We start from the raw sequence: 24,253 nt of genomic DNA on the forward strand, positions 1-24,253 counted from the left end.
ATTCCCGACAGATCGTGTCGTGAATTCTCTAGGCTCGTCCCATGCGGTCCGCTCGCCTGCTCTCCCTCATCATCGACCTCTCCCGCCTCCGCTCGACGACCGTCGCCGTGCTCGCCGACCGGCACGGGGTCTCGCCGCGCACGGTCCAACGCGATCTCGTCGCCCTCCAGGGCATGGGGGTACCGCTGTGGACCCGCACGGGACCCGCAGGCGGCGTGGGGCTCGTCGAGGGGTGGACGTCGCCGATCGCCGGGATGCCGGCCCAGCAGACCACCGCACTCCTCCTCGGGGAGACCGCCGCCGGCGACCTCGGCCTCGCCGCGGACTTCCGCGCGGCCCGGCTGCGCCTGCGCGAGGCGGATCGGGACCGCGACGGTGACCTCAACCGACGGATCCTCATCGACTCCGCTGCGTGGTTCACCGAGTCCGAGGAGCCGACCGCGCTGCCGGCGGTGTCCCGTGCGGTGTGGACCGGTCGTCGGCTCCGGATCCGCTACCGTCGGGGAGGCACGACCGCGACCCGGGTGCTCGACCCGCTCGGCCTCGTCCTCAAAACCGACCGCTGGTACCTCGTCGCCGCCCACCGGAGAGCCGTGCGGACGTACCGGGTGGCGCGCATCGAGCACGCGACGGTGCTCGACCTCGAGGCATGGCGGCCCGCCGACTTCTCGCTCGCGTCCGCGTGGCACCGGTCGCGGGCGGAGTTCGAGGAGGGCCTGACCCGGATCACGGTCCGCCTCACGCTGCCCCGATCCGCACTCCCCGCCCTCCGGCGGGCCGCCCCCGGACCGCGGACGACAGCCGTGCTCGATGCGGTGACCGCGACCCCCTCCGGCGGCGAGGACCGCGTGACGGTCGATCTCCCGATGGAGAGCCCCGAGATCGCCGCCTCCCAGCTCCTCCAGGTCCCCGGGGTCGCGGTGTCCTCCCCCGCGGCCGTCCGGGAGCGGCTCGCCGAGCGCGGCCGCGACCTGTGGGAGCGCAATCGGCAGGGTGCGGCCGCGCCGACCTCCGGTGCGCGGCACCGGACCGCGAGTCCGTAGGATACTCGGTGGCCCGTTCACCCCAGCCCCGAGGACACATCGATGAGCAGCACCTCCTCCCCGCGCTCCCGCACCCCGTTCTGGACGCTCCACGGCGACGGGAGGCGGATCGAGCCCGGAGCCGTGGTGCTGCCCGGCGACCGGCTCTCCTGGCCGCGCACCGCCGGGATCGGCGCCCAGCACGTCGTCGCGATGTTCGGCGCGACGTTCCTCGTGCCGCTGCTGAGCGGGTTCCCGCCGGCGACCACCCTGTTCTTCACCGCGGTCGGCACCCTGCTCTTCCTCCTCGTCACCGCCGGGAAGATGCCGTCCTACCTCGGCTCGTCGTTCGCCCTCCTCGCCCCGCTCGCCGCGGTCACCGGATTCGACCCGGAGTCGGGCACCGCGGTCGACCCGGCGAAGATGGCCCTCGCCCAGGGCGGGATCGTCTCCGTCGGCATCCTCCTCGCGCTCATCGGCGTCGTCGTCCATTTCGCCGGCACCCGCTGGATCGAGGTCACCATGCCGCCGATCGTCACCGGGACGATCGTCGCGCTCATCGGCTTCAACCTCGCCCCCGCGGCATGGAACTGGGTGCAGATGGCGCCGCTCACCGCGGTCATCACGATCGCCGCGATCCTCCTCACCACGGTGCTCTTCAAGGGCATCATCGGCCGGCTGTCGATCCTCGTGGGCGTGCTCGTCGGGTATGCCGCCGCCGCGCTCCAGGGCCAGGTCGACTTCGCGGCCATCGGAGAGGCGGGGTGGGTCGGCCTGCCGGAGTTCCACGCGCCCGCGTTCGACCTCGCGCTCCTCGGCCTGTTCCTCCCCGTGGTCCTCGTCCTCGTCGCGGAGAACATCGGCCACGTCAAGTCGGTGTCCGCGATGACCGGGCAGAACCTCGACCCGATCACCGGCCGGGCGCTGCTCGCCGACGGCCTCGCGACGACGCTCGCGGGCTCCGGCGGCGGGTCGGGCACGACGACCTATGCCGAGAACATCGGCGTCATGGCGGCGACCCGCGTGTACTCGACGGCGGCCTATGTCCTCGCCGCCCTCATGGCGCTCGTGCTCAGCATGCTCCCGAAGTTCGGCGAGGCGATCGCGACGATCCCGCCCGGCGTCCTCGGCGGCGCGGCGACCGTGCTGTACGGGATGATCGGCCTCCTCGGCATCCGGATCTGGGTGCAGAACCGCGTCGACTTCTCCGACCCGGTCAACCTCAACACCGCCGCCGTCGCCCTCATCGTCGCGATCGCGAACTACACGATCATGGCCGGGGACCTCACGTTCGAAGGCATAGCGATCGGCAGCGCGTGCGCGATCGGCATCTACCACCTTATGCGCGGGATCTCCCGCTGGCGGGGCACGAGCCTCGAAGCGGCGAGCCCCGCCTCGGTCCCGGGCGGGACCGAGCTCGAGGACGGACGCCGGACGGACGGGTGAGTGTGCCATACTGATTCCGCTGTCACCGTCGTCCGAACCGGGACGACGGGAACGGCGGTCGGGGCCTATAGCTCAGTTGGCTAGAGCATCTCGTTTACACCGAGAGGGTCGGGGGTTCGAGTCCCTCTGGGCCCACCAGAAGGTCGTTGTTCAAACGGACGACATCACCGGTTTGAGTTCCAGATTCCGCCGTCCGTCCCTGTTGGCGGACGGCGAGGGTCTGGACGTCGCGGTCGAGGAACACGTTGAACGGGACGCCGGGTTCGCCGTGGATGGTGTCGTCATCGGTGACGATGAGCTTGTCGAAGAAGGCTTGGTTGGCGATCCGGCGTAGCGAGTCGTCGATGCTCATGTAGATGGCGTGCATGTCCCCAGCGAGGGCGAGGCAGTCGTCCAGGTGTGCTTTGGCTTGTTCGTACTCGATGTCGCCGGCGTTGATCTGGGCGTCGAGGAACGCGAGCCGACGGGCGATGCGGTCCTGCTCCGAGCCGAGCAGGTCGAGGGGCACGGCTCCGGCGTAGTGAGCTTGCATGAGCTTGGTGCGCTCGTCACGGAGCGCGTCGCGTTCGGCTTTGTACCCCTGGGCCTCGTGCTTGGCGACCTGGTGCAGGCGGTCGAACTCGCTGGTGACCAGCTCGCGCAGCGCGGTAACGACGTGTTCGGGTTGAAGCGCCCTGGGTCTGATGGAGACTCGCGCTATTTGATTCCGACCAGGTGTTCGCGGTCGGCTTGGACAGCATAGAACGCGTTCTCGAACTCGGCGGGCGGGACGTCGCCGAGGTAGCCGTGGAGGCGCTGCGTGTTGTGCCAGTGCACCCAACCGAGGGTGGCGAGCTCGAGATTCTCGACCGTCTTCCACGGCCCGGACCGGGCCGGCCCGCGGACGAGTTCGGCCTTGTAGTACCCGTTCACCGTCTCGGCCAGGGCATTGATGCTCCTATAGTTGTCAACTCATGATTTCGCCGGTTCGCGGGTCGGTCTTGACGAGGTGGTAGACCTCGCGGATCACGTAGCGTTTCAGACAGCGGATGATGTCGCGTTTGCTCTTGCCCTCGGCGGTGCGACGGGCGACGTAGGCGATCGTGGGCTCGTGGAATCTCATCCTGACAATCACGGTCCGGTAGATCGCCGCGTTGAGTTGCCGATGTCCGCCATGGTTGATGCGATGCTTCCCACTGGTCATTCCTGAACCGGTCGGAACAGGGCTGATTCCGGCGAGCTTCGCGAACGCGGCCTCGCTTCGGATTCGTTCGGGATTGTCACCGGCGACGATGAGGATCTCCGCGGCGGTATCGACGCCAATCCCGAATTCGTCAAGCAGGTGCGGCGCGCGTTGGAGCACGAGCTGCTCGATCTGTGCTTCGAGTTCCTTGGTTTCTTCGCTTAGTGCGATCCAGCGCTTCGCGATCGATCTGAGCGCGTAACGGTTCGCATCTTCTGGCGTCTCCAAACCCCGCGGACGGAGCGCGGCGCAGTGCCTCGCGACCATCTTCTGCGTTTTCTTCGCCGTCTCCCGGCGAAGGTCCTCAGAAGAGTGGACGCGCATCGCTTTGAGGGTAACCATCGCGCCGGTGCGGTCCTTCACCGCGGTATCGTGCGCGACTTTCAGCTGTCGAATCATCTCAACGACGCCGTCCGCGGTTTTGGGGATCGCGGTCGCGAACCCGGCGAGCACTGCCCTGGCAGCGTTCTCTGCGTCGAGGGTGTCGGACTTCCCGTTCAGTCTCCGCAGCCGCCGATCAGGACGGGAGACCTCGATGACCTTGTGCCCGTGACGGCGGACGAAAGACGTGAGCGCGGCCCCGTAGGAGCCGGTGCCCTCGATGCCGAACGCGATGATCTTCCCGAATCCCGCAGCCCACTCAAGGAGTTGTTTGAACCCGGCGGTGTCGGTCGCGATCGTGAGAGTCGCGAGGATCCCGCCGACAGAGTCCATGACTGCTGCGACGTGGATGTGTTTGTGAGTGTCGATGCCGATTACGATGTGCCCTGATCTGAACTGCTCAACATCGTCCATGATGCTGTCTCCTTCGCCCGTTATCGTGGGTTTCACGCTGTCGTCGGCGGGTGGACAGGACTGTCACGGGGACGCTGTCGAAAGTATGCTCCAGGCTCCTATTAGGTCACGCCCGACCGGCGGCAGCGCTTGATACAGCCCCGGCCGGACGGTCGACAGATCAACGCAAAGGCACCATGCGGGCCAATCATAAGCAAGGGTCAAACCGCGCCGGCCGGGACTACCCGATTCTCGCGGAACCCGGCAGAAACAGACTGACAGTCATAGCTGTCACCGACGGTCCCGATCGACGGCGTCGCGCCGATCTCCGCGAGGCGTTCGCCGTAGCGAATGGACGTGAATTGAGACCCCGCGTCGCTGTGACACCGCAGGTCCGCGTGGCGGTGACCTCTGGACCAGCGGGCCATCTCGATGGCGTCGAGGATCATCTCGGTGCGCATGTGCGACGCGACCCGCCACCCGACGATCATGCGGGAGAACGCGTCGATGATGAAGCACACGTACGCGACACCGGCCCAGGTCGCCACGAACGTCAGATCCGTCACCCAGAGCCGGTTCGGAGCGGTCGCGGTGAACTCCCGCTGCACCAGATCCGGGTGTCGCGCGGACGCCGGATCCGGCCTGGTCGTCTTCACCCGTTTCGAGCGCCTCGCGCCCTCGATCCCTGCCACCGTCATCAACCTCGCGGTCTGGTCGCGGCCGATCGCGATCCCCGCCCGCCGGGCCGCCTTCCAGAGCTTGCGGACCCCGTAGACCCGGTAGTTCGCCTCCCACAGCTCGACGAGCCGCGGGATCAGCTCCTCGTCCCGCTGGGCACGGGCGGACGGGGTGCGGGTCTTAGCGGCGTAGTAGCTGCTCGGAGCCACCTGCAACTGTCTGCAGATGAGCTCGACTCCGAGCCGGCGACCGTCGACGAGGTCGTCCTTGTTCGCGTCGATGAACGCGACTACTTCCGGTAGTGGCGGTCGAGCTCCGCCCCGAAGAAAGACGCAGCCCGCTTCAGCACCTCGTTGGCCCGGCGAAGCTCGCGGACTTCTTGCTCGAGCTCTTTCACCCGCTGCGCCTCCGCCGAGCTCACGCCGGAGGTGACACCCTCGTCGATGTCGGCCTGCTTCACCCACATCCGCACGGATTCGACCCCGTACCCGAGCTGCGTCGCGACTCGCTGCACGGTTCCTTGCGTGACCCCGAGCTCGGACCGCAGCGTCCTCACCATCCGCACCGCGGCGGCCTTCTCCTCGTCCGAGTAGCGACGCGTCGTCGGCTTCCCATTCGCCAGTTCCTTCGGCATAACTCCATCCTCGTTTCCAAGGTCAGGAGCCTCCAACAAACTCAGGGCGCTTCAGGTATCTGGACGTGGCGGTAGTAGTCCTCGACCGCGGCTTCGATGTCGGGCACGAACATGGACTTTCGTTCGCAATTGGTGCGGCGGGCGTGCCATCCGGTGCACATGAAGTAGGGGTAGATCACGCCGCGGCGGCTCTTGGCGTTGGTCAGCGTCAGCCGTGACCCGCACTGCCCGCAGTACAGGCTGCCTTTGAGGTAGTGATCATGGGTCTGGGTCTTCTCCCCGGAGGCGCTGTGAACCGTCCTGGGTTTAGTTCCTAGACGGCAGTTAAAGTATCGACTTGTCTTGCCACGGTTTCAAAATGCTTAGCTTCGACCTCGGCCGGGGGGCCTGTCAAATGGTGTGTGTAAGGGGTGTGGCACCACCCCCTGAAGGAGACACACTGTGACGATTGACGCCATGCCGAAGATGAGCGCCGAGGAGCGCGCTGAGCGTCGTAGAAAGCAGGCCGAGCTCGCGGCCGAGCTCAAGACCACCGGAGCCCTGGATGAGGTCTTCGCCCGGATCGATGCCGGTGAACCGCTGACCGGAGACGGCGGGGTGCTGGGCGGGATGCTCAAGGCCGCCCTGGAGCGGGGCCTGGAGGCCGAGCTGAGTGAGCACGTGGGCTATGAGAAGGGCGCGGTCGACGCCGCCGACCACCCGAACTCCCGTAACGGGCACTACGCCAAGACCGTGACGAGCGAGGTCGGGGACATCGAGCTCGCGATCCCGCGCGATCGGGCCGGGACCTTCACCCCGATGCTGGTAGGCAAGGGTCAGCGCCGCCTGGACGGGGTCGACGGGATGATCATCTCGCTGTACGCCGGCGGGATGACGCTGCGCGACATCTCCCACCACCTAGCCTCCACGGTCGGGGTGGACGTGAGTCACGAGACGATCGGCAAGGTCGTGGACTCCATCGCCGAGGAGGTCCTCGCGTGGCAGCGCCGTCCGCTGGAGTCGCTGTACCCGGTGATCTACCTCGACGCGATCATGGTCAAGGTCAAGGACGGCTCTCACGTGGTCAACAAGGCCGCCCACATCGCCGTCGACGTGGACATGGACGGCATCAAGCACGTCCTGGGGATCTGGGTCCAGACCCACGAGGGCGCGAAGTTCTGGGCCCAGGTCTGCACGGACCTCGCCAACCGCGGGGTGCGCGACGTGCTGATCGTGTGCTGCGACGGGCTGACCGGCTTCCCCGAGGCGATCGAGGCGACCTGGCCGCTGGCCACCGTGCAGACCTGCGTGGTCCACCTGATCCGCGCCGCGATGCGGTTCGTGTCCTACGGGGACCGCAAGGCCGTCGCCACGGCGCTGAAGCCGATCTACACCGCCGCCAGCGAGGACGCGGCTCTGGAGGCGCTGGAGGCATTCGAGGCCGGCCCCTGGGGCACGAAGTACCCCGCCGCGGCGCGGACGTTCCGGGCGGCCTGGGAGCGGTTCATCCCGTTCCTGGCCCTCCCGCCCGAGCTACGCCGCGTCATCTACACGACGAACGCGATTGAGTCGCTGAACTACCAGCTGCGCAAGGTCACCAAGAACCGCGGCCACTTCCCCAACGACGCCGCCGTGGTCAAGCTGCTGTGGCTGGCGATCTGCAACATCGAGGACAAGCGAGCCCGGGAGCGCGAGAAGGAACGCGGCCTACCCGCCGCTGAACGCCGAGCCCCCGGACGCCTCATCGAAGGATCGGTAACCACGAACTGGAAGGCCGCCCTCGGCCAACTCGCCCTCGTCTACCCCGAACGAATCGAACCCTACCTGTAACCCCCGTCACACCCCTTACACACAGGGATTGACAAGCCCACCGATCAGCGACTGCGGAGGGCTCTGACGAATGAGGTGACCATGGTGTCGAAGACCATCGCCCAGACCGCTGGTCCGATCCAGAACCAGTGCTGGCCGACCAGTTCGATCGCCGGCACACGACCCGGGCGGCCCAGATGCATGCTCGCCGCCGTTCGCATGCCCAGCAGGAAGACCATGCTCCACAGTCCGGCCGAAAAGGTCATCGGCAGCGTGTGGACGGCATGTCGCCAGATTCCCTCGGCGCCGATCGACATGACGCCGGTCGCCATCACCGAGGCCCAGCGTCGACGGGCTCAGCCCCCACCGTCTGTGCATTCCGGTGGGATTGCGATCGGCCGTGCTCATTCGCTTCTCATTCTCGTCGCCGTGTGTCAAGGGACATCGACGTCTTCGGTAGTGCGACCCTACCCCTGAAATCGCCTTACGGTCCCGGCCATCTAGAGGGCGCCGCGGTCCCATCGAAAGACCGCACGGACTCTGTGCAGGAAACCGATGTGCAATTCGTGACAACTGGGTCTTCTCGGGTCACTCTCCCACTATTTTCATGAGAGAATTCATTGGAGTTACCAATGGGTAATTTCGCATGGAGTCGCCCGTTGCGCCCCCCCCCCACGTGCCGGTAGTGGCGTATTCTGCAGTCACCTGCGCGGTGCAGAATTCTTCGGCACTGACCGGAGCGACGAAGGCACAGACGATTGGGAGCGATGGCTATGGAGAGCACGATGAACACTCTCGCCGAGGACACCGACATCGACGCGCCAGCGGTCGCGGTGCGCGGTTGGTCGCTGTCCGGCAAACGGGGCGATGTGTTCACCGATATCGACCTCGAGGTGCCGACCGGTGCCATCGCTGTCGTCCGTGGTCCCGCTGGCAGCGGGAAGACCTCTCTCCTCCTGTCCTTGGCAGGAAGGATGCGGGTCTCCGAGGGGGAGGGCCGCCTCGGCGATATCGATATCCGCAAGCAGGCCCGCACCGTGCGCGGGCAGGTTGCGGTCGGACATATCGGCGGGCTGACGGACCTTGAGGACGATTTCACGGTTGCACAGCACGTCGCAGAACGACAGATCATGCTCCAGCCCTGGTACAAGCCGTGGGCGTCGAAATCGACCCTGCGTGAGGTCATCGGTCTCATTCGGGACACCTTCACCACGGCCAAGGAGATCATTGACGAACTCCCGCCGGGGACGTTCTCGAAGCAGGACGCCCAGCGCGCGGACTTCCTCATCGACGATGACGGAGAGGTATTCGTCTCTGAGCTGAGTGAGCTGCAGAAATTCTTCCTCGAACTCGGGCTGGCGAGTCTCAGCCGCCCACCCGTCGTCGTCATCGACAACATCGACTACCTGCGCGAATCCGCCGACCGAGCCCGTGCTTGGGCCGGGATCCTCATCTACCAGCAGCTGCGCAGATCACGGGATCCCGAGGACCTGCTCACGGTCATCGTCTCCTGCGAGGACTCGAGCGAACTCGACATCGCCACCAGGTCGCTCGGCTCCCGCGCGGAGCCGTCGATTGTCGAACTCGAACTGCCGCCCCACCCTCCCGCTCATCGCGGGTCCAAACACTGAACTTCCTGCCCACGTATACGAATCCGAGGAGATTCCCGAATGTTCTCCCTGCCCTGGTTAGAACTCTCACGATTCAAACGCCACACGATCACGCGCTTGGCGATGATCGTCATCATCGTCATCCCGTCGATCTACGGTGGGCTCTACCTGGCCTCGAATTGGGACCCGGCCGGGCACCTCGACAAGCTGCAGGCAGCGATCGTCAACGAGGATACCGGCGCCGAGAAGCCCGAGTCGGACGGAGAGAAGCTCGACGCCGGTCAGGAACTCGTTGACGAGCTCACGCCGAAGGGCGAAGGCGGATTCGACTGGCAGGAGACCAGCCAGAAAGAAGCCGACGAGGGGCTGGCTAAAGGGAAGTACTTCGCGGTCCTCGAGATCCCCTCGGACTTCTCCGAGATGCTCGTGTCGACCGGCGGTGACCATCCGGAGCAGGCAGGGCTGCGGCTGCGCACCGACGACGCCCACAACTTCATCGTCGGGCAGATGGCCGGGACCATCCTCTCCGAGATCAAGGACGGACTGAGTAAGACGACGACCGCCGAGTACGTCAACCAGGTGTATCTCGGATTCAACGATATCCACTCCGAGACGGAGAAGGCTGCAGACGGTGCGGCCGAACTGCACGACGGAGCAGACCAACTCCACGACGGTACCAGCGAACTCGTCGGTGGGACGACGAAGCTCGACAAGGGCATCGGAACCCTGCAGACCGGGCTCAACGACCTCGATAAGGGCGCAGGTGAACTGAAGAAAGGCAGCGGCGACCTTGCCGACGGTGCCGACACCCTGGCGAAATCCACCACAGAGGCGAAGAACGGTTCGAAGAAACTCGCCGACGGCGCAGGACAGGTCGCCGACGGCACCTCGGAGCTGCGTGATACCGCCGACGAGGCCACGAGGAAGGCCGAGGACGTCAAACGAAAGGCCGATGACGTCGTCGATGGGGCCCGCCCCGAGCTCGAGCGCGCCGAAGGGGACTTCGACGATGCTCGAACCACCGTGCGAGGGGATATGGACGACCGGATCAAGCAGCTGCAGGAGGACTATCCGGACGACCCGAACGTCAAGAAACTCGCCGAGGAGGCCGACGGCCTCGGCGAGGACCTCGATTCCGCGCACCAGCGCGCCTCCGATGCCAAGGATAAGGCCAAGAACCTCGAGGACAAGCTGACCGACGCGGTCGACGGGGTGATGGACGAGATCCGCACGGCGGATAAGAAGATCGGTCAGCTCGACGACGGAGCGCAGAAGGTCGCGACCGGTGCCGACGACCTCCACTCCGGGCTGATCAAGCTCGACGAAGGTGCGGGAAAGCTCGCCAAAGGTGTCGGGGACCTCCATGACGGTGCCGTCCAGCTCAAGGACGGCACGGCGAAGGCCAAGGACGGAGCCGGTGATCTCAAGGACGGTTCGGAACAGCTCGTTGACGGGTCGACCGAACTCGACAAGGGCGCGGGCAAACTCGTTGACGGCTCCGGCGAACTCGCCGATGGTCTGCAGAAGGGACTTGAGCAGATCCCGACCTATGACAAGAAGGACCGGGAGAACCGTTCGAATGTCGTGGCTGTTCCCGTCGATGCAGACAAAGTCAAGGACAACGCGGTCGACGCCTATGGCGAGGGACTGTCCGCGTTCTTCGTCTCCTTGGCCCTGTGGATCGGCGGAATGATCACCTATATGGTCATCAACGCCATTCCATATCGGGCGCTGTTCTCATCGGCGACTTCGTCGCGCATCGCCTGGGCCGGCTACGTTCCCGGGCTGCTCTTCGGTATCGCTCAAGTCGCAGTTCTCTATGCGATCCTCGCATTCACCTTGGACTTCTCGGCCGGAGCGTGGCTGTGGACGCTGCTGTTCTCGATGCTCGCGGCGGCGTGTTTCCACTCCGTGCACCAGTTGTGTGTCGCGGCCTTGGGCGGTGTCGGCAGACTGATCGCCCTGGTCCTGCTGATGCTGCAGATCGCTTCGGCAGGCGGAACCTATCCGGTGGAGACGGCACCGAAGATCTTCCAGATCATCTCGCCGTTCCTGCCGATGACGCACGCGGTCAAGGGCCTGCGGACCCTGGTCGCCGGCGGCGACATGTTCATCGCCGCGCAGGCGGCAGTGGTGCTGCTGCTGATGACTGCAATCCCCCTGGTCGCCACAACCGTGGTCTGCAGTCGCAAGCGTATGGTCACTCTCACTCAGCTCCACCCGAGCCTGCAGCTGTAGGCCGGGCCGGGTGCGGGGTCGTGCCTTGGGGTTCGGGCTGCAGAGTTGTCGCGGGACTGAACCGTCCTGGGTTTCATTCCTAGACGGCAGTTAAAGTATCGACTTGTCTTGCCACGGTTTCAAAATGCTTAGCTTCGACCTCGGCCGGGGTCCGATGTCCGAGTCCTTCATGCAGCCGGCCGGTGTTCCACCAGTGCACCCAGTTCATCGTCGCGAACTCCACCTCGGTCAGCCCAGCCCACGCCGGCTGCGAGTAGATCAGCTCAGTCTTGTACAGCCCGTTGACCGTCTCAGCCAGTGCATTGATGCTCCTATAGTTGTCAACTCATGATTTCGCCGGTTCGCGGGTCGGTCTTGACGAGGTGGTAGACCTCGCGGATCACGTAGCGTTTCAGACAGCGGATGATGTCGCGTTTGCTCTTGCCCTCGGCGGTGCGACGGGCGACGTAGGCGATCGTGGGCTCGTGGAATCTCATCCTGACAATCACGGTCCGGTAGATCGCCGCGTTGAGTTGCCGATGTCCGCCATGGTTGATGCGATGCTTCCCACTGGTCATTCCTGAACCGGTCGGAACAGGGCTGATTCCGGCGAGCTTCGCGAACGCGGCCTCGCTTCGGATTCGTTCGGGATTGTCACCGGCGACGATGAGGATCTCCGCGGCGGTATCGACGCCAATCCCGAATTCGTCAAGCAGGTGCGGCGCGCGTTGGAGCACGAGCTGCTCGATCTGTGCTTCGAGTTCCTTGGTTTCTTCGCTTAGTGCGATCCAGCGCTTCGCGATCGATCTGAGCGCGTAACGGTTCGCATCTTCTGGCGTCTCCAAACCCCGCGGACGGAGCGCGGCGCAGTGCCTCGCGACCATCTTCTGCGTTTTCTTCGCCGTCTCCCGGCGAAGGTCCTCAGAAGAGTGGACGAGCATCGCTTTGAGGGTAACCATCGCGCCGGTGCGGTCCTTCACCGCGGTATCGTGCGCGACTTTCAGCTGTCGAATCATCTCAACGACGCCGTCCGCGGTTTTGGGGATCGCGGTCGCGAACCCGGCGAGCACTGCCCTGGCAGCGTTCTCTGCGTCGAGGGTGTCGGACTTCCCGTTCAGTCTCCGCAGCCGCCGATCAGGACGGGAGACCTCGATGACCTTGTGCCCGTGACGGCGGACGAAAGACGTGAGCGCGGCCCCGTAGGAGCCGGTGCCCTCGATGCCGAACGCGATGATCTTCCCGAATCCCGCAGCCCACTCAAGGAGTTGTTTGAACCCGGCGGTGTCGGTCGCGATCGTGAGAGTCGCGAGGATCCCGCCGACAGAGTCCATGACTGCTGCGACGTGGATGTGTTTGTGAGTGTCGATGCCGATTACGATGTGCCCTGATCTGAACTGCTCAACATCGTCCATGATGCTGTCTCCTTCGCCCGTTATCGTGGGTTTCACGCTGTCGTCGGCGGGTGGACAGGACTGTCACGGGGACGCTGTCGAAAGTATGCTCCAGGCTCCTATTAGGTCACGCCCGACCGGCGGCAGCGCTTGATACAGCCCCGGCCGGACGGTCGACAGATCAACGCAAAGGCACCATGCGGGCCAATCATAAGCAAGGGTCAAACCGCGCCGGCCGGGACTACCCGATTCTCGCGGAACCCGGCAGAAACAGACTGACAGTCATAGCTGTCTCCTACACTCCCCACAGACGGCCGGATACTCGCGTCAGCGGGTCGCTCGGTGTAGGCCACGGCAACGTACTGCGAGCCTCTGTCAGAGTGGTGGACGAGCTGCTCAGCACCACTGAGTATTTGAAGTCATGGGGGCCAGCCGATCGTGCGGTTGGGAGCCGGTGATATTGCCGGTGGGGGCCAGCGGCCGCGGGCTTGGGGGCCACTGGCTCCCTTCCGGCGATTTCTTATGGGTTCAGTGTGACGTGTTCCCGCATGTTGTGCGTGCCGGTGTCGACCCAGATCGTGTTGTGCACGATCCGATCCATGATCGCATCTGCGTGGACGCCGGATCCGAGTCGCTGGTGCCAGTCCTTCTTCGCATATTGGGTGCAGAACACCGTCGACGCGGTGTCGTACCGGCGCTCGAGGAGTTCCAGGAGCATGCTGCGCATCGAGTCATCGGGATGATCGAGCAGCCACTCATCAATCACGAGCACGCTGAACGCAGCGTACTTCTTCAGGAACTTCGTCGTGCCCAACGGTTTGTCCTTGGCCAGCGCCCAGGCCTCCTCAAGGTCGGGCATCCGGATGTAGTGAGCCCGAATCCGGTGCTGGCAGGCGCGTTTGGCCAGCGCGCATCCCAAGTACGACTTCCCGGACCCGGTGAACCCCTGGAACACGACATTCTGCTGGCGGTCAACGAACGAGCAGGTGCCCAGCTGAGCGATGACATTGCGGTCCAGGCCACGTTCCTCGACCCGGTCGAGTTGGCGCAAGTCGGCTGCGGGGTACCGCAGTCCGGCCCGACGGATCAGACCTTCGACTTTGGCGTGGTCGAACGCTGAGTGCGCTTCGTCGACCACCAGCCGGAGTCGCTCGTCGAAGCTCATTCCCAGGACGAGGGTCTCGTCCTGGGCCTCGAGCGCTTCCAGCATGGCGGTCGCGCCCATCTCGCGCAGCTTGCGCTTGGTTTCGGTGTCGATCGTGCTCACTGGGCGCCTCCTGCGTAGTAGGAAGCGCCGCGGACGTAGCCACCGTGTTCGACGGGCTCCTCCCGTGGAGGTCTGAGCCGTTCGGCCTGGTCCTGACCCGTGGCCAGGATTGGCTGCAAGTGCGCATAACGCGGGGACCGCACCGGGCCTGCCAGCGCCAGCCGGCAGGCCGCCTCGACGCGGTCGGCGGAGTACCGACGCGACAGCCTCAACACCGCCAAGGCCGCGTCCAGGCCCTGCTCGTCAATCGGCACGGATTCGAAAACCCGGTTGACCACCACGACGGTCGACGGCCCGACCCGCTCGGCCCATTCCCGCACCCGGGCTGCGTCCCACGGCTGGTACTTCGCCCCGGCGGGCAGATCGGCGTCGTTCGTGCGGTACTCGTTGGACGAGCCGGCCGGCAGCAGTAGGTGGCTGGTCAGCCGCTCGGTGCCCCGATAGGCCTCCAGCGTCCGGTCAGTGATCCGCAGATCGACCTTCGTGCCGATGTGCTCAAACGGTACCGAGTAGTGGTTCCGTTCGAAGACTACGTGCCCGTTGCGGGCAACTCTGCGGCCGTAGACCCACTGGCTGATCTCGTAGGGCACCTGCGGCAGCCCGGTCAGCAACGGCTGCTCCTCCATGGCGAACACGCTCTCCCTGGACCCGGGTCGCTTCTGGAACGGTTCGGCGTTATAGGCCGCGACTCTCTTCGCGATCGCGGCCTTCAGCTCCGGCAGCGACGCGAACCGCTGCTGACGCAGCCCGGCGATCACCCACGTGGCGACATGAGACACCGTGTTCTCCACACTGGCCTTGTCCTTCGGCGCCTTGATCCGTCCGGGCAGCACCGCAGCCGAATAATGAGCGGCCATCTCCCGATACGCGTCGTTTAGGATGATCTCGCCTTCCCGGGGATGCTTGATCACGCCGGTCTTCAGGTTGTCCGGCACAATCCGCGGTACCGACCCGCCGAACGCGGAAAACATCGCCACATGCGCCCGCAGCCAGGTGTCCTGCTTCATGTCCAGGCACGGCTCAACGAACGCGTATCTGCTGAACGGCAGACACCCCACGAACAGATACACCGTCCTCGGCTTGCCCGTGCCGGGATCGTGCAGCTGCATCGTCGGACCGGACCAATCGACCTCGACGGTCTGCCCGGCCTTGTGCCCCACCCGCGAGGATGCCCCCGTCACCAGCACGAACCGCTGATACGTCCGACAGAACCGGTCATAGCCCATCGCCGGCTCACCACCGGCAACGCATGTGTCGGCGTACTCGCCGTGCAGCAGCTTCAGCGTCACCCCGACTCGCGCCAGCTCCTTATGCACCAGCTCCCAATCCGGCTGGACGAACACGCTCTGATGCTCCCCGCGTCCCGGGAACACCAACGCATACACTTCACCGTCGGTGCGGTCTTTCACATCGTCCCAGCCAAGCCCGGCGGCGTCGGCGGCCTCCAGCACCGCCGTGACCGACTTCCGCGACATCCCCTGCGATGCCGCGATCGCTCTACCCGACAGGCCGTCAGCCCGCAGCTGTAACACCAGCTTGGCCCTGATCTTGCGTACCATTGATGGTCTCCTTCCGTCGTGTGCCCTATACACACGGCGGAAGGAGCCTACGCGCGATGGCCCCCACCGGCGCCATCACCGGCCCCGAAGCCCACGATCACACCCCCAGCGCATCGGCCCCCGCGCCCACGACTGATGGACCCCAACAAAGCGAATATTTGAGGTTCCCCCCGGAGCGTAGAGGCATCCACAATGAGGAACGAGATGCCAGAGTCAAGGAAGAAGTACGACCGGGAGTTCCGTGAGGGAGCGGTCCGGATCGTCGAAGAGACCAAGAAGCCGGTGGCGCAGGTCGCCCGGGATCTTGGCGTGAACGAGGGCACGCTGGGCAACTGGGTCCAACGTGCTCGCGCCGCACGCGAGGGCCGTGGCGAGCTGTCCAAGGACGACTACGAGGAGTTGAAGCGGCTCCGTTCGGAGGTCGCTGAGCTACGGATGGAGCGTGATGTCCTCAAGCGATCCGTGGTCCTGTGGGTCAAGGAGGCGACGAAGTGAGCGTGGCACGCTTCATCGCCGACCAGAGGACCATCTACGCCGTGCCGCACACGCTGGTCTGCGCCCTGCTCGGGGTGTCGCTGGCGTGGTTCTACAAGTGGATCAAGCGAGCCGACGGCCCCAGCGCCGCGAGCGGGTTGTTCACCGACACCGACCGGCGTCGTGACGCGGTGGACCGGGCGGTGAAGGTGGCGTTCAAGGACGCCAAGGGCCTGCACGGTTCACCCCGCCTGCACGCCGACCTGCGCGACGCGGGCTGGGAGGTCAGTGTGAAGACGGTCGCGGAGTCGATGCGCCGGCAAGGCCTGGTCGCCCGGGTGATCAAGCGCCGCAGCGGCCTGACCAGGCAGGACAAGACCAAACGGCCGTTCCCCGATCTGTTGTGCCGCGACTTCACCGCGCTGGCGCCGAACTGTCGCTGGGTCGGCGACATGACCGAGATCCCCACCGGCGAGGGCAAGCTGTACCTGGCCACCGTGATCGACCTGTACTCACGTCGGCTGCTCGGCGCGGCCACCAGCGCCCATCCTGACGCCGAGCTGGCGTGCGCGGCGATCCGGATGGCCGTGGCCACCCGCGGCGGCAAGGACGCGATCTGGCGCGAGGACGAGGCCGAGCGCCTCGTGTTCCACACCGACCGCGGATCTACGTATACGGCGACCAGCTTCACCACGCTGTGTGCCGAGCTGGGCATCCGTCAGTCGATGGGCCGGGTCGGCTCGTGCTTCGACAACGCCGCCGCCGAGGCGTTCTTCTCCTCCCTGGAGTGGGAGGTCCTGTCCCGGCACGAGTTCGACACCCGAGCCCAAGCCAGAGCGGTAGTGATTGACTGGTGCTACGGGTTCTACAACCACGACCGGCGACACAGCTCGGCAGGCATGATGAGCCCCATCAACTACGAGAACACCGCAGCCCCCGACCGGGACGCCGCGTAAGAGAAGCCCTCCACGATCTGGGGGGAACCACAATTCACCACCGCGGGCAGTGTTCAGCGCATGCTCCAAAGCCTCCAGCGACAGCGCCTCAGTCGTCATCGAAGACCGCGTCGCCCACCCGACGATGCGGCGGCTATACGCGTCGATGACGAATGCGGTGTAGACGAATCCGCACGAGGTCCGCACGTAGGTGATGTCAGCGACCCACAGACGGTTCGGCGCGGGCGCTTTGAAGTCCCGCATCACCAAATCCGGACGCTGATCCGGCACACGGGCCGGCACCGTCGTACGCGGCTTCCGACCGCGCACGACCCCTGTCACGCCGGCCACGCGCATGAGCCTCGCTGTCTGGTCCCGGCCGATATCCCATCCGGCTCGGCGCATCGCGTGCCACATCTTCCGCACCCCGTAGACGCCGTAGTTCGCAGCATGGAGCCGCTTGACCTCCTCGACGAGAAGACCATCGCGAATGGCGCGAGCTGCGGGCGTCCGGGATTTCGCTGCCCGGTAGCCACGGGAGGTGATGAACCCGCACGCCGTCGCGCCCAGGACGCGACAGATGAACTCGACCCCGAAACGATCCCGGAACGTGTCGATGAACCGGATCATTTCGTCGTGGGACGGTCGAGTTCCGCGGCGAAAAACGCTGACGCGGTCTTGAGGATCTCGTTCGCGCGTTTGAGCTCCTTGACCTCGCGGCGCAACCGCTTGAGTTCCTCGAGGTCCGCGCTCGTAGGACCTTCTTCGACACCGGCGTCACGGCGGGCCTGCTTCGACCATCCCCGCAAAGTATGCGGCGAGACGCCCAGCTTCTCCCCGACGGCAGTCGCCGCTGTCCATTCCGAGGTCTCCTCAATGCGGCGATGGTCCTGCATCACCCGCAGCGCCCGCTCCTTGAACTGCGGGGTATACGACTTGGCCATGTTCCAATCCTCCTCGATCACGTAGATCGGAACGAAACCCAGGACGGTTCACTGCGACTGTGCCTTGCTGGCCAGAACCGACCCCAGTCTGCGCGCTTGGGGCGGGTGCAGAAAGGCCTCTGGCTCGTCAATCAGAAGAACTTGATGACGGCCAGCAGCGAGATGCAGGACCAGACCCAGATAACTACGAACGCCATCTCCCTGTTCTTCCAGCCGCGGGAGCGCCTTGAGCGCAGAAATATACCCGTCCGTTGGACGGCCGTCGTCGTGCTCAAAGAGCGGACGGTCACCAAGTCTCAGGCTGATCACTGAGCCGCCATAGCGGTCGACCGTGACACCGAGCCCGAACGCCGCTCTGCTCTCCCGATCAATCTCACCCTCAATATCAGAATCTAAGTATGCGCGCTGGACCGGATGCGTAGGAATCTGCGTAGAAAAGTCCAAGCTCTGTTGTGAGTCACCAGCTGAGAGGCGCGAGGTGCCATCCGCATGGAAGATAAACAGTGAAGTTAAATGGTTTAGGTTCTGCTGGTCCCACTGGTTCGCGATGTCCTGACTGGTAACTTCACCCCAGTTCTCGATCTGAAAGCGATTCACACCTTCGCGGTTGATCTGTGGAACATTGCGGGATGCCCACTCTCTTATGTCGCCATCGACACTCTTCTCGTAGTCGACGGACAGGATCGCGCGGCCAACATACTGGGCCTCTCGCGCCAACCCTGCGAGGTCCTTGAGGACCTGGCTTTTCCCGGCATTATTTGGCCCCACAAGCAGCACCATGCCCTCGGCAGGAATGCTAACGTCGCTGTCATCGCTAAATTGGGCCTTCGTGGCTCGTACTCGCACCATTTGCATCTCCTTTGCCGTGCCGCTTCTACTCCCAGATACTCGCGGCGCATGGACCGACAAGCCGTTTACTCATGCTTGCGCGGCGTTCGTCGCTGCCGACGGCCCCCCAGTCCACAGTTCGAGGAGAGTGCGCGATGGCCAACATGCTCTAACGATAGCTAGAGCCCGTCGCGACGGTGTTTGTTTCCTCGGCTGCAGGCGGCTCGCCGGGCCACGCACTCCCGCGATGCGCGCCGAGGTGGCGGTCGCGCGCCTCTCCGCAGGTGCCCAGCCCTGTGAGTGCGTCTCTGTACGTGCTCGGCCGCGAGACCGTGAGCAACCTACATCCTGAGGTGTCGACACTACGGCGACCGCCAGGACGGACCGTGCCACCGCACGCCACCACCGCCGACCGAACAGCCTCGATGCTAATTCCGAGCTGCGTCGCGACGTGAGCGAGAGTCAGGCCGTCGGCGTAGAGCCGGGCGCGTCCTGGCGGATCGTGTCCGGCAGTTCCGGCTGGCGTGCGGCCAGTCCCGCCTGCCGGGCTATCTCCCGCACCGTGCCGCGGTGCACCTTGAACTGTGCTGCCAGCTCCCGTACCGGCACACCCGACGCATACCCGGCGAGCAGTTCCGCCCGACTGGAGACGCTCAAACGGGTTTGAGACTGACGCGAACTCTCGCGCACCGGCCCCCGCTGATCGGTGATCCGACCATCCCGCGTGCGCGGATCGTGAGCACGCGATCCCCGTAGAACGCGGGAAATCAACGATCCGAGCGACTTACGGGGGTTTGAGAAGCTGCTACGGAGGTCCACCGGATCAGACGCCGTCGGCAGTTCCGCGCCGACCCGATCGCCGTCGGCAGGAGGAGGGCACCCGCCGTTGGAAGGCTACCGGCCCGGTGAGCGGATGCTCGCCTGGTACCTGTCGTCGATCACCGGCTTCATCGACGCCCTCGGGTTCCTCTACCTCGGCGGGTTCTTCCTCTCCTTCATGTCCGGCAACACCACCCGGATGACCGCCGCGGCGGTCGAGGGCGGATGGGACGTCGTCGCACGCGCCGCCGGGGTCATGGCGCTGTTCCTCCTCGGGGTGATGATCGGCTCACTCATCAGCCGCCTCGCGCACCGCCGCCTCCCGCCCACGCGCCCGCGCGAGGTGGTGCTGCTCTTCGTCTGCCTCACCGTGACGATCGCCTCGGCCCTCGTCCTCGCCGGCCACGAGCTCGCGGCCGTCCTCAGCCTGTCCTTCACCGTCGGCGCGATGAACAGCATCTTCGAGCGCGACGGCGAGGTCGCGATCTCCCTGACCTACATGACCGGAACGCTCGTGAAGATGTCCCAGCGCTTCGTGGGCGCCTTCTTCGACGGGACGCACGCGGCGTGGTTCGGGTACTTCCTCCTCTGGCTGTCGCTGGCGGTGGGCGCCGTCCTCGGCGGCCTGTCCTACCTCGCGCTCGGCATCCGCGCCGTCTGGGTCGTCGCGGCCCTCGTCCTGCTCGGCACCGCCGCCGCGCTCGTCAACCGCAGCCGCCGACGCCGACGGGGCCTCCCGGTCTGAGCACCGCCGTCGCCTCCTCGGCGGCAGTTCCCCGGCGGACACAAAGCGGGTACCGTCGAGCACAGCACGCACCCGCAGCCCGCACCTGGCGAGAAGGAGCCACCATGAAGATCACCGGAGCCGTCCTCGAGGAGATCGGCGCCCCGCGTCCCTATGCGGACTCGCAGCCGCTGCGGACCCAGGAGCTCGAGCTCGATCCGCCGGGGCCCGACGAGGTCCTCGTGCGGATCCGCGCGGCCGGACTGTGCCACTCGGACCTGTCCGTCGTCGACGGGAACCGCGTCCGGCCGGTGCCCATGCTCCTCGGCCACGAGGCCTCCGGCATCGTCGAGGAGGTCGGGGCGGACGTCACCGACCTCTCCCCCGGCCAGCAGGTGAGCACGGTCTTCCTCCCCCGCTGCGGGGAGTGCGCGAACTGCCGCACCGACGGCAAGCTCCCCTGCACCCCCGGCACCGAGGCGAACAACGCCGGCCACCTCGTGGGCGGCCGCATCCGCCTCCACCGGGGGGACGAGGACGTCCTCCACCACCTCGGCGTCTCCGGGTTCGCCACCCATGCGGTCCTCCACCGCACCTCGGTCGTCCCGGTCGGGGACGACGTGCCGGCCGACATCGCCGCGGTCCTCGGCTGCGCGGTGCTCACCGGCGGCGGGGCGGTGATCAACGCCGGCGACCCGGGCGAGGGCGAGGACGTCATCGTCGTCGGGCTCGGCGGGGTCGGGATGGCCGCCCTCATCACCGCGGTCTCGCTCGGGAAGGGACGGGTCATCGGCGTCGATGCCAACCGGGACAAGCTCGACCGTGCGACCGAGCTCGGGGCCGATGCCGTGTACACCCCGGACGAGGCCGAGGACGCCGAGGTGCGCGCACCGGTCGTCATCGAGTCGGCCGGGCACCCGCGGGCCTTCGAGACCGCCGTGCGGCTCACCGGGGTCGGCGGTACGACGGTGGCGGTCGGACTCCCCGCGCCCGATGCCCGCTCGTCGATCTCGCCGCTCACCCTCACCGCTGAGGCGCGCACGATCATCGGCTCCTACCTCGGCTCCGCTGTGCCCGCCCGGGACATCCCCGTCTACGAGAAGCTCTGGCGGGAGGGTCGCCTCCCGGTGGGCGAGCTGATCTCCGGTCACATCGCACTCGCGGACATCAACGCCGCCCTCGACACCCTCGCCGACGGCCGCGCGGTCCGGCAGGTCATCCTGTTCGACGACGCGGACTGAGCACGGACTCCGTGCGCATCTGGTCGCTCCATCCCGCCTCTCTCGACCGGCAGGGCCTCATCGCCTGCTGGCGCGAGACCCTGCTCGCGCAGAAGGTGCTGCGCGGTGGGACGCGCGGCTATCGATCCCATCCCCAGCTCCTCCGATTCCGGGAGCAGGCGGACCCCGTGGCCGCGATCGGAGCGTACCTGACGGGACTCGCCGACGAGGCCGATGTGCGGGGATACCGGTTCGACCGCGGCCGCATCATCAGTCCGGGCGACCATGATCCGCTGCCGGTGACCGCCGGGCAGGTCGACGTCGAATGGTCGCACCTCCTGCGCAAGCTCGATGCGCGCACCCCTGAGCAGGCGGAGGTCTGCCGACGCGCGCTGGGGAGCACGGGGCGACCGCGGCTCCATGGACTGTTCCACGAGGTTTCCGGCCCGCGGGAGTCGTGGGAGCGCGCTTGAATGGAAGATTCTTCGGAAACTACTTTCCATTATAGAAAGTAGTTGCTAGTGTGGTGATCACAGCACACCCCGATCAGGAGGAATCCCCATGAACACCCGGAACCAGAACCTCACCGCCGCCGAGGCCGAGGCCCTCCTCGCCCAGGCCGATGCTTCGACGCGCAGCGCCCAGCAGTCCGACGCCTGGCCGATCGTCGTCCTCGAGATGGCGCTCGGCGCCGGTCTCTCGCTCGGACTCCTCGCCCAGGCGTTCCTCGGCGGCACTCCCGCCGGAGTCGTCATGATCCTCGCCGGCCTCGCGTGGATGGTGCCCGGGTTCGCGATCTACGGGCCTCACGCACGGGGCTGGCAGCGCGGCTCGACGGGACGCTTCGCCACGTTCCTCGCCGTCGTGATCGTGTGCCTCGTCCTCGGCACCCTGCTGTTCGATCGCCTCGCCCTCGCCTGGATCCCGATCCTCGGTGCCGCGGTGATCTGGATCGTCACCCCGATCGCCGCGCTCCTCGAGCTGCGCGGTTCGAGCCGGTGAAGGGGGCGGACGCGATGAGCACGACACGAGACGACGCTCCGAGCCAGGACTTCGCGGAATCCCTCGACGCCCTCCATCCGGACCTCAACCACCCCACCCGACTGGCGATCCTCGCCGGCCTGCAGAACCGGGACCGGGCAGAGTTCCGACTGGTCCGTGATTCGCTGGGGATCTCCGATTCGGTGCTCTCCCGACAGATGTCCGGGCTCGAGAAATCCGGTCTCCTCACCGTCGCGAAGGGGTTCGTCGGCAAGCGTCCGCGCACGTGGCTGTCCATCACCGAGGCCGGCCGGACCGCGCTGCGATCCCACCTCGCCGCACTGAGGACCATCGCGGAGTCCCGGTTCGACGCTCCGGACGAGTGAGCACTCCCCCGACCCCCGGATGATCCCCTGAGGACAGGCCGCCCGCACCGGGCGGCCTGTCCTCGTCACGGGGCGACGAGCGCGGTCACGGGGCGAGGAGCGCCCGCAGACCGTGGGCGAACGCCTCGTCCGCTCCGGGGTCGGGGACGCCGAGCAGCGCACGGTTCTGCTCGACGGCGACCTGCCCGAGGACGAAGCCCATGACCGCCGCGAGGTGCGGGCCGTCGAGGTCCGCGGCCAGCGCCTCGGGAACGACGGTCTCCGGTTCGAGCGCGTAGGCGAGCAGATGGATCTCCGCCCCGTCGCGGTAGTCGAGGAGAACTGCCCGGAGGGTGAGAGCGACCGTCGCGGGCGCGGGGTGGGCGGACCGCGGACACCGAGCGTCCACCTGTGCGGTGAACCTGCGGGCGATGAGGACGAAGAGCTCCTGCTTGTTCCTCACGTGCCAGTAGAGCGCCGACGGCTGCACCTCGAGCTCACGGGCGAGGCGACGCATCGAGAGGTCGCCCATCCCGAACTGCGAGAGCACCGTGAGCGCGGTGTCGGTGATCGACTCCGGGGTCAGCGCCATGGTCGCCCTCTCTTCGGCTCGGTTCCCGGTCCGCGACCGAATTGGTCGAATCCCCCGGGTGTGGTTATAGTTGTTCTTGCTTCGCGCATCGGGATATAGCGCAGCTTGGTAGCGCGCCTCGTTCGGGACGAGGAGGTCGTGGGTTCGAATCCCGCTATCCCGACCACCGGAAACCGGCTCTGATCAGCACTGACACTGATCGGGGCCGGTTTTCTCATCCCCCGGACTGCAATTTCCGAAGGTTCCTGGGAGCCGATCCGCCGGAAATTGCGATCTCAGGTCCGGGTCGAGACCTCACCCGCCGTGGTGAGATTGCGAAAAGGTGCGGAATCGCTCTCAGGAACCTTCGGAAATTGAGGTCTGGGTCAGAGGGCGGCGATGATCTTCTCGGCGTTGGCCTTGAGCGACTCGGGCTCGGCCATGGGGCCCTTGTTCGCCGGATCGAAGTCCTTGATCGCGTTCGTCGGCCACACGTGGATGTGGACGTGGGGCACCTCGTAGCCCTGGATCATCACCCCGATCCGCTCGCAGCCGTACGCCGCCTTCTGCGCCGCGCCGATCCTCTGCGCCACGGACATGAGATGGGCCGTGAGGTCCTCGGGCATGTCGATCCAGTGATCGATCTCCTCGCGCGGGACGACGAGCACGTGCCCGTCGGTCATCGGCGCGACGTCGAGGAACGCCGCGCAGCGCTCGTCCTGGTGGACGAAGGCACCGGGGATCTCCCCGTCCATGATCTTCGTGAAGATGGTGGCCACGTGCT

Annotated in this window: 21 protein-coding genes, 2 tRNA genes, 4 pseudogenes and 1 other annotated feature; of the genes and pseudogenes, 14 read left to right on the plus strand and 13 right to left on the minus strand. The window is 66.1% G+C overall.

Translation table 11 applies throughout. The features are described 5' to 3' along the window. The first annotated feature begins 41 nt into the window (after positions 1 to 41). The 3 genes from C1A17_RS02455 to C1A17_RS02465 all read left to right on the plus strand — a co-directional run bounded on the left by C1A17_RS02455 (position 42) and on the right by C1A17_RS02465 (position 2,606). Positions 42 to 1,043: a helix-turn-helix transcriptional regulator gene (locus tag C1A17_RS02455; RefSeq protein ID WP_101650402.1), complete on the plus strand. Its 1,002-nt coding sequence runs from the start codon at positions 42 to 44 to the stop codon at positions 1,041 to 1,043. 42 nt (positions 1,044 to 1,085) lie between these two features. Beyond that, the gene (locus C1A17_RS02460) at positions 1,086 to 2,468 is read left to right on the plus strand and encodes a uracil-xanthine permease family protein (protein WP_101650404.1); all 1,383 of its coding nucleotides are present in this window, start codon (positions 1,086 to 1,088) and stop codon (positions 2,466 to 2,468) included. A gap of 61 nt (positions 2,469 to 2,529) precedes the next feature. After that, positions 2,530 to 2,606: transfer RNA gene (locus C1A17_RS02465), tRNA-Val, on the plus strand. A 558-nt stretch (positions 2,607 to 3,164) separates the two neighbouring features. Here the strand turns inward: C1A17_RS02465 and C1A17_RS02475 are convergent. From C1A17_RS02475 to C1A17_RS02490, 4 genes and pseudogenes are all read right to left on the minus strand, one after another. Then, positions 3,165 to 3,398, minus strand: a pseudogene (locus C1A17_RS02475) (integrase core domain-containing protein); the annotation flags it as partial. Positions 3,399 to 3,414: 16 nt separating this feature from the next. Continuing rightward, complete coding sequence (locus C1A17_RS02480) at positions 3,415 to 4,485, minus strand: IS110 family RNA-guided transposase (protein ID WP_101650405.1); 1,071 nt, start codon at positions 4,483 to 4,485, stop codon at positions 3,415 to 3,417. A gap of 260 nt (positions 4,486 to 4,745) precedes the next feature. Beyond that, positions 4,746 to 5,776, minus strand: a pseudogene (locus C1A17_RS02485) (IS3 family transposase); the annotation flags it as partial. Next, positions 5,343 to 5,477 (minus strand) — a sequence feature (AL1L pseudoknot). It overlaps the preceding pseudogene by 135 nt. Before the next feature lie 41 nt (positions 5,777 to 5,817). Continuing rightward, the gene (locus C1A17_RS02490; protein WP_342750297.1) at positions 5,818 to 6,015 is read right to left on the minus strand and encodes a recombinase zinc ribbon domain-containing protein; all 198 of its coding nucleotides are present in this window, start codon (positions 6,013 to 6,015) and stop codon (positions 5,818 to 5,820) included. 226 nt (positions 6,016 to 6,241) lie between these two features. Here C1A17_RS02490 and C1A17_RS02495 point away from each other — a divergent pair, with 226 nt between their 5' ends. After that, positions 6,242 to 7,585, plus strand: coding sequence for an IS256 family transposase (locus tag C1A17_RS02495; protein ID WP_245873475.1), 1,344 nt, complete (start codon positions 6,242 to 6,244; stop codon positions 7,583 to 7,585). Between the two features lie 44 nt (positions 7,586 to 7,629). Here C1A17_RS02495 and C1A17_RS02500 read toward each other — a convergent pair whose 3' ends face one another. After that, entirely contained in the window at positions 7,630 to 7,896 is a 267-nt protein-coding gene (locus C1A17_RS02500) for a TDT family transporter (RefSeq protein WP_101650409.1), read from the minus strand. Between the two features lie 453 nt (positions 7,897 to 8,349). On the opposite strand from C1A17_RS02500, the gene C1A17_RS02505 reads away from it, so the two are divergent. Next, the gene (locus tag C1A17_RS02505; RefSeq protein ID WP_245873379.1) at positions 8,350 to 9,195 is read left to right on the plus strand and encodes an ATP-binding cassette domain-containing protein; all 846 of its coding nucleotides are present in this window, start codon (positions 8,350 to 8,352) and stop codon (positions 9,193 to 9,195) included. 39 nt (positions 9,196 to 9,234) lie between these two features. After that, positions 9,235 to 11,412: a YhgE/Pip domain-containing protein gene (locus C1A17_RS02510; protein WP_101650411.1), complete on the plus strand. Its 2,178-nt coding sequence runs from the start codon at positions 9,235 to 9,237 to the stop codon at positions 11,410 to 11,412. Between the two features lie 79 nt (positions 11,413 to 11,491). Here C1A17_RS02510 and C1A17_RS02515 read toward each other — a convergent pair. The 4 genes and pseudogenes from C1A17_RS02515 to istA form a co-directional block, all read right to left on the minus strand. Then, positions 11,492 to 11,716, minus strand: a pseudogene (locus C1A17_RS02515) (integrase core domain-containing protein); the annotation flags it as partial. A 16-nt stretch (positions 11,717 to 11,732) separates the two neighbouring features. Beyond that, entirely contained in the window at positions 11,733 to 12,803 is a 1,071-nt protein-coding gene (locus C1A17_RS02520) for an IS110 family RNA-guided transposase (protein WP_101650415.1), read from the minus strand. Positions 12,804 to 13,302: 499 nt separating this feature from the next. Continuing rightward, positions 13,303 to 14,049, minus strand: a complete 747-nt coding sequence (locus C1A17_RS02525) for an ATP-binding protein (RefSeq protein WP_101650417.1) — start codon at positions 14,047 to 14,049, stop codon at positions 13,303 to 13,305. Beyond that, on the minus strand, positions 14,046 to 15,608 hold the full coding sequence (gene istA, locus C1A17_RS02530) for an IS21 family transposase (protein ID WP_101650419.1): 1,563 nt from the start codon (positions 15,606 to 15,608) through the stop codon (positions 14,046 to 14,048). Before istA ends, C1A17_RS02525 begins: the two co-directional genes overlap by 4 nt. Before the next feature lie 192 nt (positions 15,609 to 15,800). Between istA and C1A17_RS02540 the strand changes: the two genes are divergently transcribed. Both C1A17_RS02540 and C1A17_RS02545 read left to right on the plus strand, forming a co-directional pair. Then, positions 15,801 to 16,103: a transposase gene (locus tag C1A17_RS02540; RefSeq protein WP_219618233.1), complete on the plus strand. Its 303-nt coding sequence runs from the start codon at positions 15,801 to 15,803 to the stop codon at positions 16,101 to 16,103. Positions 16,104 to 16,105: 2 nt separating this feature from the next. Continuing rightward, on the plus strand, positions 16,106 to 17,038 hold the full coding sequence (locus C1A17_RS02545; protein WP_219618234.1) for an IS3 family transposase: 933 nt from the start codon (positions 16,106 to 16,108) through the stop codon (positions 17,036 to 17,038). 9 nt (positions 17,039 to 17,047) lie between these two features. Here C1A17_RS02545 and C1A17_RS14410 read toward each other — a convergent pair. Both C1A17_RS14410 and C1A17_RS02560 read right to left on the minus strand, forming a co-directional pair. After that, positions 17,048 to 17,961: pseudogene (locus tag C1A17_RS14410) on the minus strand (IS3 family transposase); the annotation flags it as partial. A gap of 48 nt (positions 17,962 to 18,009) precedes the next feature. Then, positions 18,010 to 18,810, minus strand: coding sequence for an AAA family ATPase (locus C1A17_RS02560; RefSeq protein ID WP_180953191.1), 801 nt, complete (start codon positions 18,808 to 18,810; stop codon positions 18,010 to 18,012). 865 nt (positions 18,811 to 19,675) lie between these two features. Here C1A17_RS02560 and C1A17_RS02570 point away from each other — a divergent pair. The 5 genes from C1A17_RS02570 to C1A17_RS02590 all read left to right on the plus strand — a co-directional run bounded on the left by C1A17_RS02570 (position 19,676) and on the right by C1A17_RS02590 (position 22,919). Beyond that, positions 19,676 to 20,353, plus strand: coding sequence for a YoaK family protein (locus C1A17_RS02570; protein WP_101650430.1), 678 nt, complete (start codon positions 19,676 to 19,678; stop codon positions 20,351 to 20,353). Positions 20,354 to 20,457: 104 nt separating this feature from the next. Continuing rightward, on the plus strand, positions 20,458 to 21,573 hold the full coding sequence (locus tag C1A17_RS02575; protein WP_101650432.1) for an alcohol dehydrogenase catalytic domain-containing protein: 1,116 nt from the start codon (positions 20,458 to 20,460) through the stop codon (positions 21,571 to 21,573). Between the two features lie 11 nt (positions 21,574 to 21,584). After that, positions 21,585 to 22,025, plus strand: a complete 441-nt coding sequence (locus C1A17_RS02580; RefSeq protein ID WP_101650434.1) for a pyrimidine dimer DNA glycosylase/endonuclease V — start codon at positions 21,585 to 21,587, stop codon at positions 22,023 to 22,025. 88 nt (positions 22,026 to 22,113) lie between these two features. After that, on the plus strand, positions 22,114 to 22,554 hold the full coding sequence (locus C1A17_RS02585; protein ID WP_101650436.1) for a hypothetical protein: 441 nt from the start codon (positions 22,114 to 22,116) through the stop codon (positions 22,552 to 22,554). A gap of 14 nt (positions 22,555 to 22,568) precedes the next feature. Next, complete coding sequence (locus C1A17_RS02590; RefSeq protein ID WP_101651502.1) at positions 22,569 to 22,919, plus strand: winged helix-turn-helix domain-containing protein; 351 nt, start codon at positions 22,569 to 22,571, stop codon at positions 22,917 to 22,919. A gap of 85 nt (positions 22,920 to 23,004) precedes the next feature. Here the strand turns inward: C1A17_RS02590 and C1A17_RS02595 are convergent, their stop codons facing one another. Beyond that, complete coding sequence (locus C1A17_RS02595; RefSeq protein ID WP_101650439.1) at positions 23,005 to 23,490, minus strand: TetR family transcriptional regulator; 486 nt, start codon at positions 23,488 to 23,490, stop codon at positions 23,005 to 23,007. A gap of 89 nt (positions 23,491 to 23,579) precedes the next feature. Here C1A17_RS02595 and C1A17_RS02600 point away from each other — a divergent pair. Then, positions 23,580 to 23,656, plus strand: a tRNA-Pro gene (locus C1A17_RS02600). A gap of 199 nt (positions 23,657 to 23,855) precedes the next feature. Here C1A17_RS02600 and C1A17_RS02605 read toward each other — a convergent pair. Next, positions 23,856 to 24,248: an HIT family protein gene (locus C1A17_RS02605; RefSeq protein WP_101650441.1), complete on the minus strand. Its 393-nt coding sequence runs from the start codon at positions 24,246 to 24,248 to the stop codon at positions 23,856 to 23,858. Between the last annotated feature and the right edge of the window lie 5 nt (positions 24,249 to 24,253).

Origin of the sequence: Brevibacterium ihuae (assembly GCF_900184225.1) — a bacterium.
GTDB lineage: Bacteria > Actinomycetota > Actinomycetes > Actinomycetales > Brevibacteriaceae > Brevibacterium > Brevibacterium ihuae.

Excerpts from the sequence above, each read along its gene's own strand:
- C1A17_RS02560 (WP_180953191.1), bottom strand. The coding sequence starts at position 18,810 with ATGGTGCGAGTACGAGCCACGAAGGCCCAATTTAGCGATGACAGCGAC.
- C1A17_RS02455 (WP_101650402.1), top strand. The coding sequence starts at position 42 with ATGCGGTCCGCTCGCCTGCTCTCCCTCATCATCGACCTCTCCCGCCTC.
- C1A17_RS02495 (WP_245873475.1), top strand. The coding sequence starts at position 6,242 with ATGAGCGCCGAGGAGCGCGCTGAGCGTCGTAGAAAGCAGGCCGAGCTC.
- C1A17_RS02460 (WP_101650404.1), top strand. The coding sequence starts at position 1,086 with ATGAGCAGCACCTCCTCCCCGCGCTCCCGCACCCCGTTCTGGACGCTC.
- C1A17_RS02510 (WP_101650411.1), top strand. The coding sequence starts at position 9,235 with ATGTTCTCCCTGCCCTGGTTAGAACTCTCACGATTCAAACGCCACACG.
- C1A17_RS02575 (WP_101650432.1), top strand. The coding sequence starts at position 20,458 with ATGAAGATCACCGGAGCCGTCCTCGAGGAGATCGGCGCCCCGCGTCCC.
- C1A17_RS02590 (WP_101651502.1), top strand. The coding sequence starts at position 22,569 with ATGAGCACGACACGAGACGACGCTCCGAGCCAGGACTTCGCGGAATCC.
- C1A17_RS02520 (WP_101650415.1), bottom strand. The coding sequence starts at position 12,803 with ATGGACGATGTTGAGCAGTTCAGATCAGGGCACATCGTAATCGGCATC.
- C1A17_RS02585 (WP_101650436.1), top strand. The coding sequence starts at position 22,114 with ATGAACACCCGGAACCAGAACCTCACCGCCGCCGAGGCCGAGGCCCTC.
- istA (WP_101650419.1), bottom strand. The coding sequence starts at position 15,608 with ATGGTACGCAAGATCAGGGCCAAGCTGGTGTTACAGCTGCGGGCTGAC.
- C1A17_RS02500 (WP_101650409.1), bottom strand. The coding sequence starts at position 7,896 with ATGGCGACCGGCGTCATGTCGATCGGCGCCGAGGGAATCTGGCGACAT.
- C1A17_RS02480 (WP_101650405.1), bottom strand. The coding sequence starts at position 4,485 with ATGGACGATGTTGAGCAGTTCAGATCAGGGCACATCGTAATCGGCATC.
- C1A17_RS02595 (WP_101650439.1), bottom strand. The coding sequence starts at position 23,490 with ATGGCGCTGACCCCGGAGTCGATCACCGACACCGCGCTCACGGTGCTC.
- C1A17_RS02505 (WP_245873379.1), top strand. The coding sequence starts at position 8,350 with ATGAACACTCTCGCCGAGGACACCGACATCGACGCGCCAGCGGTCGCG.
- C1A17_RS02540 (WP_219618233.1), top strand. The coding sequence starts at position 15,801 with ATGAGGAACGAGATGCCAGAGTCAAGGAAGAAGTACGACCGGGAGTTC.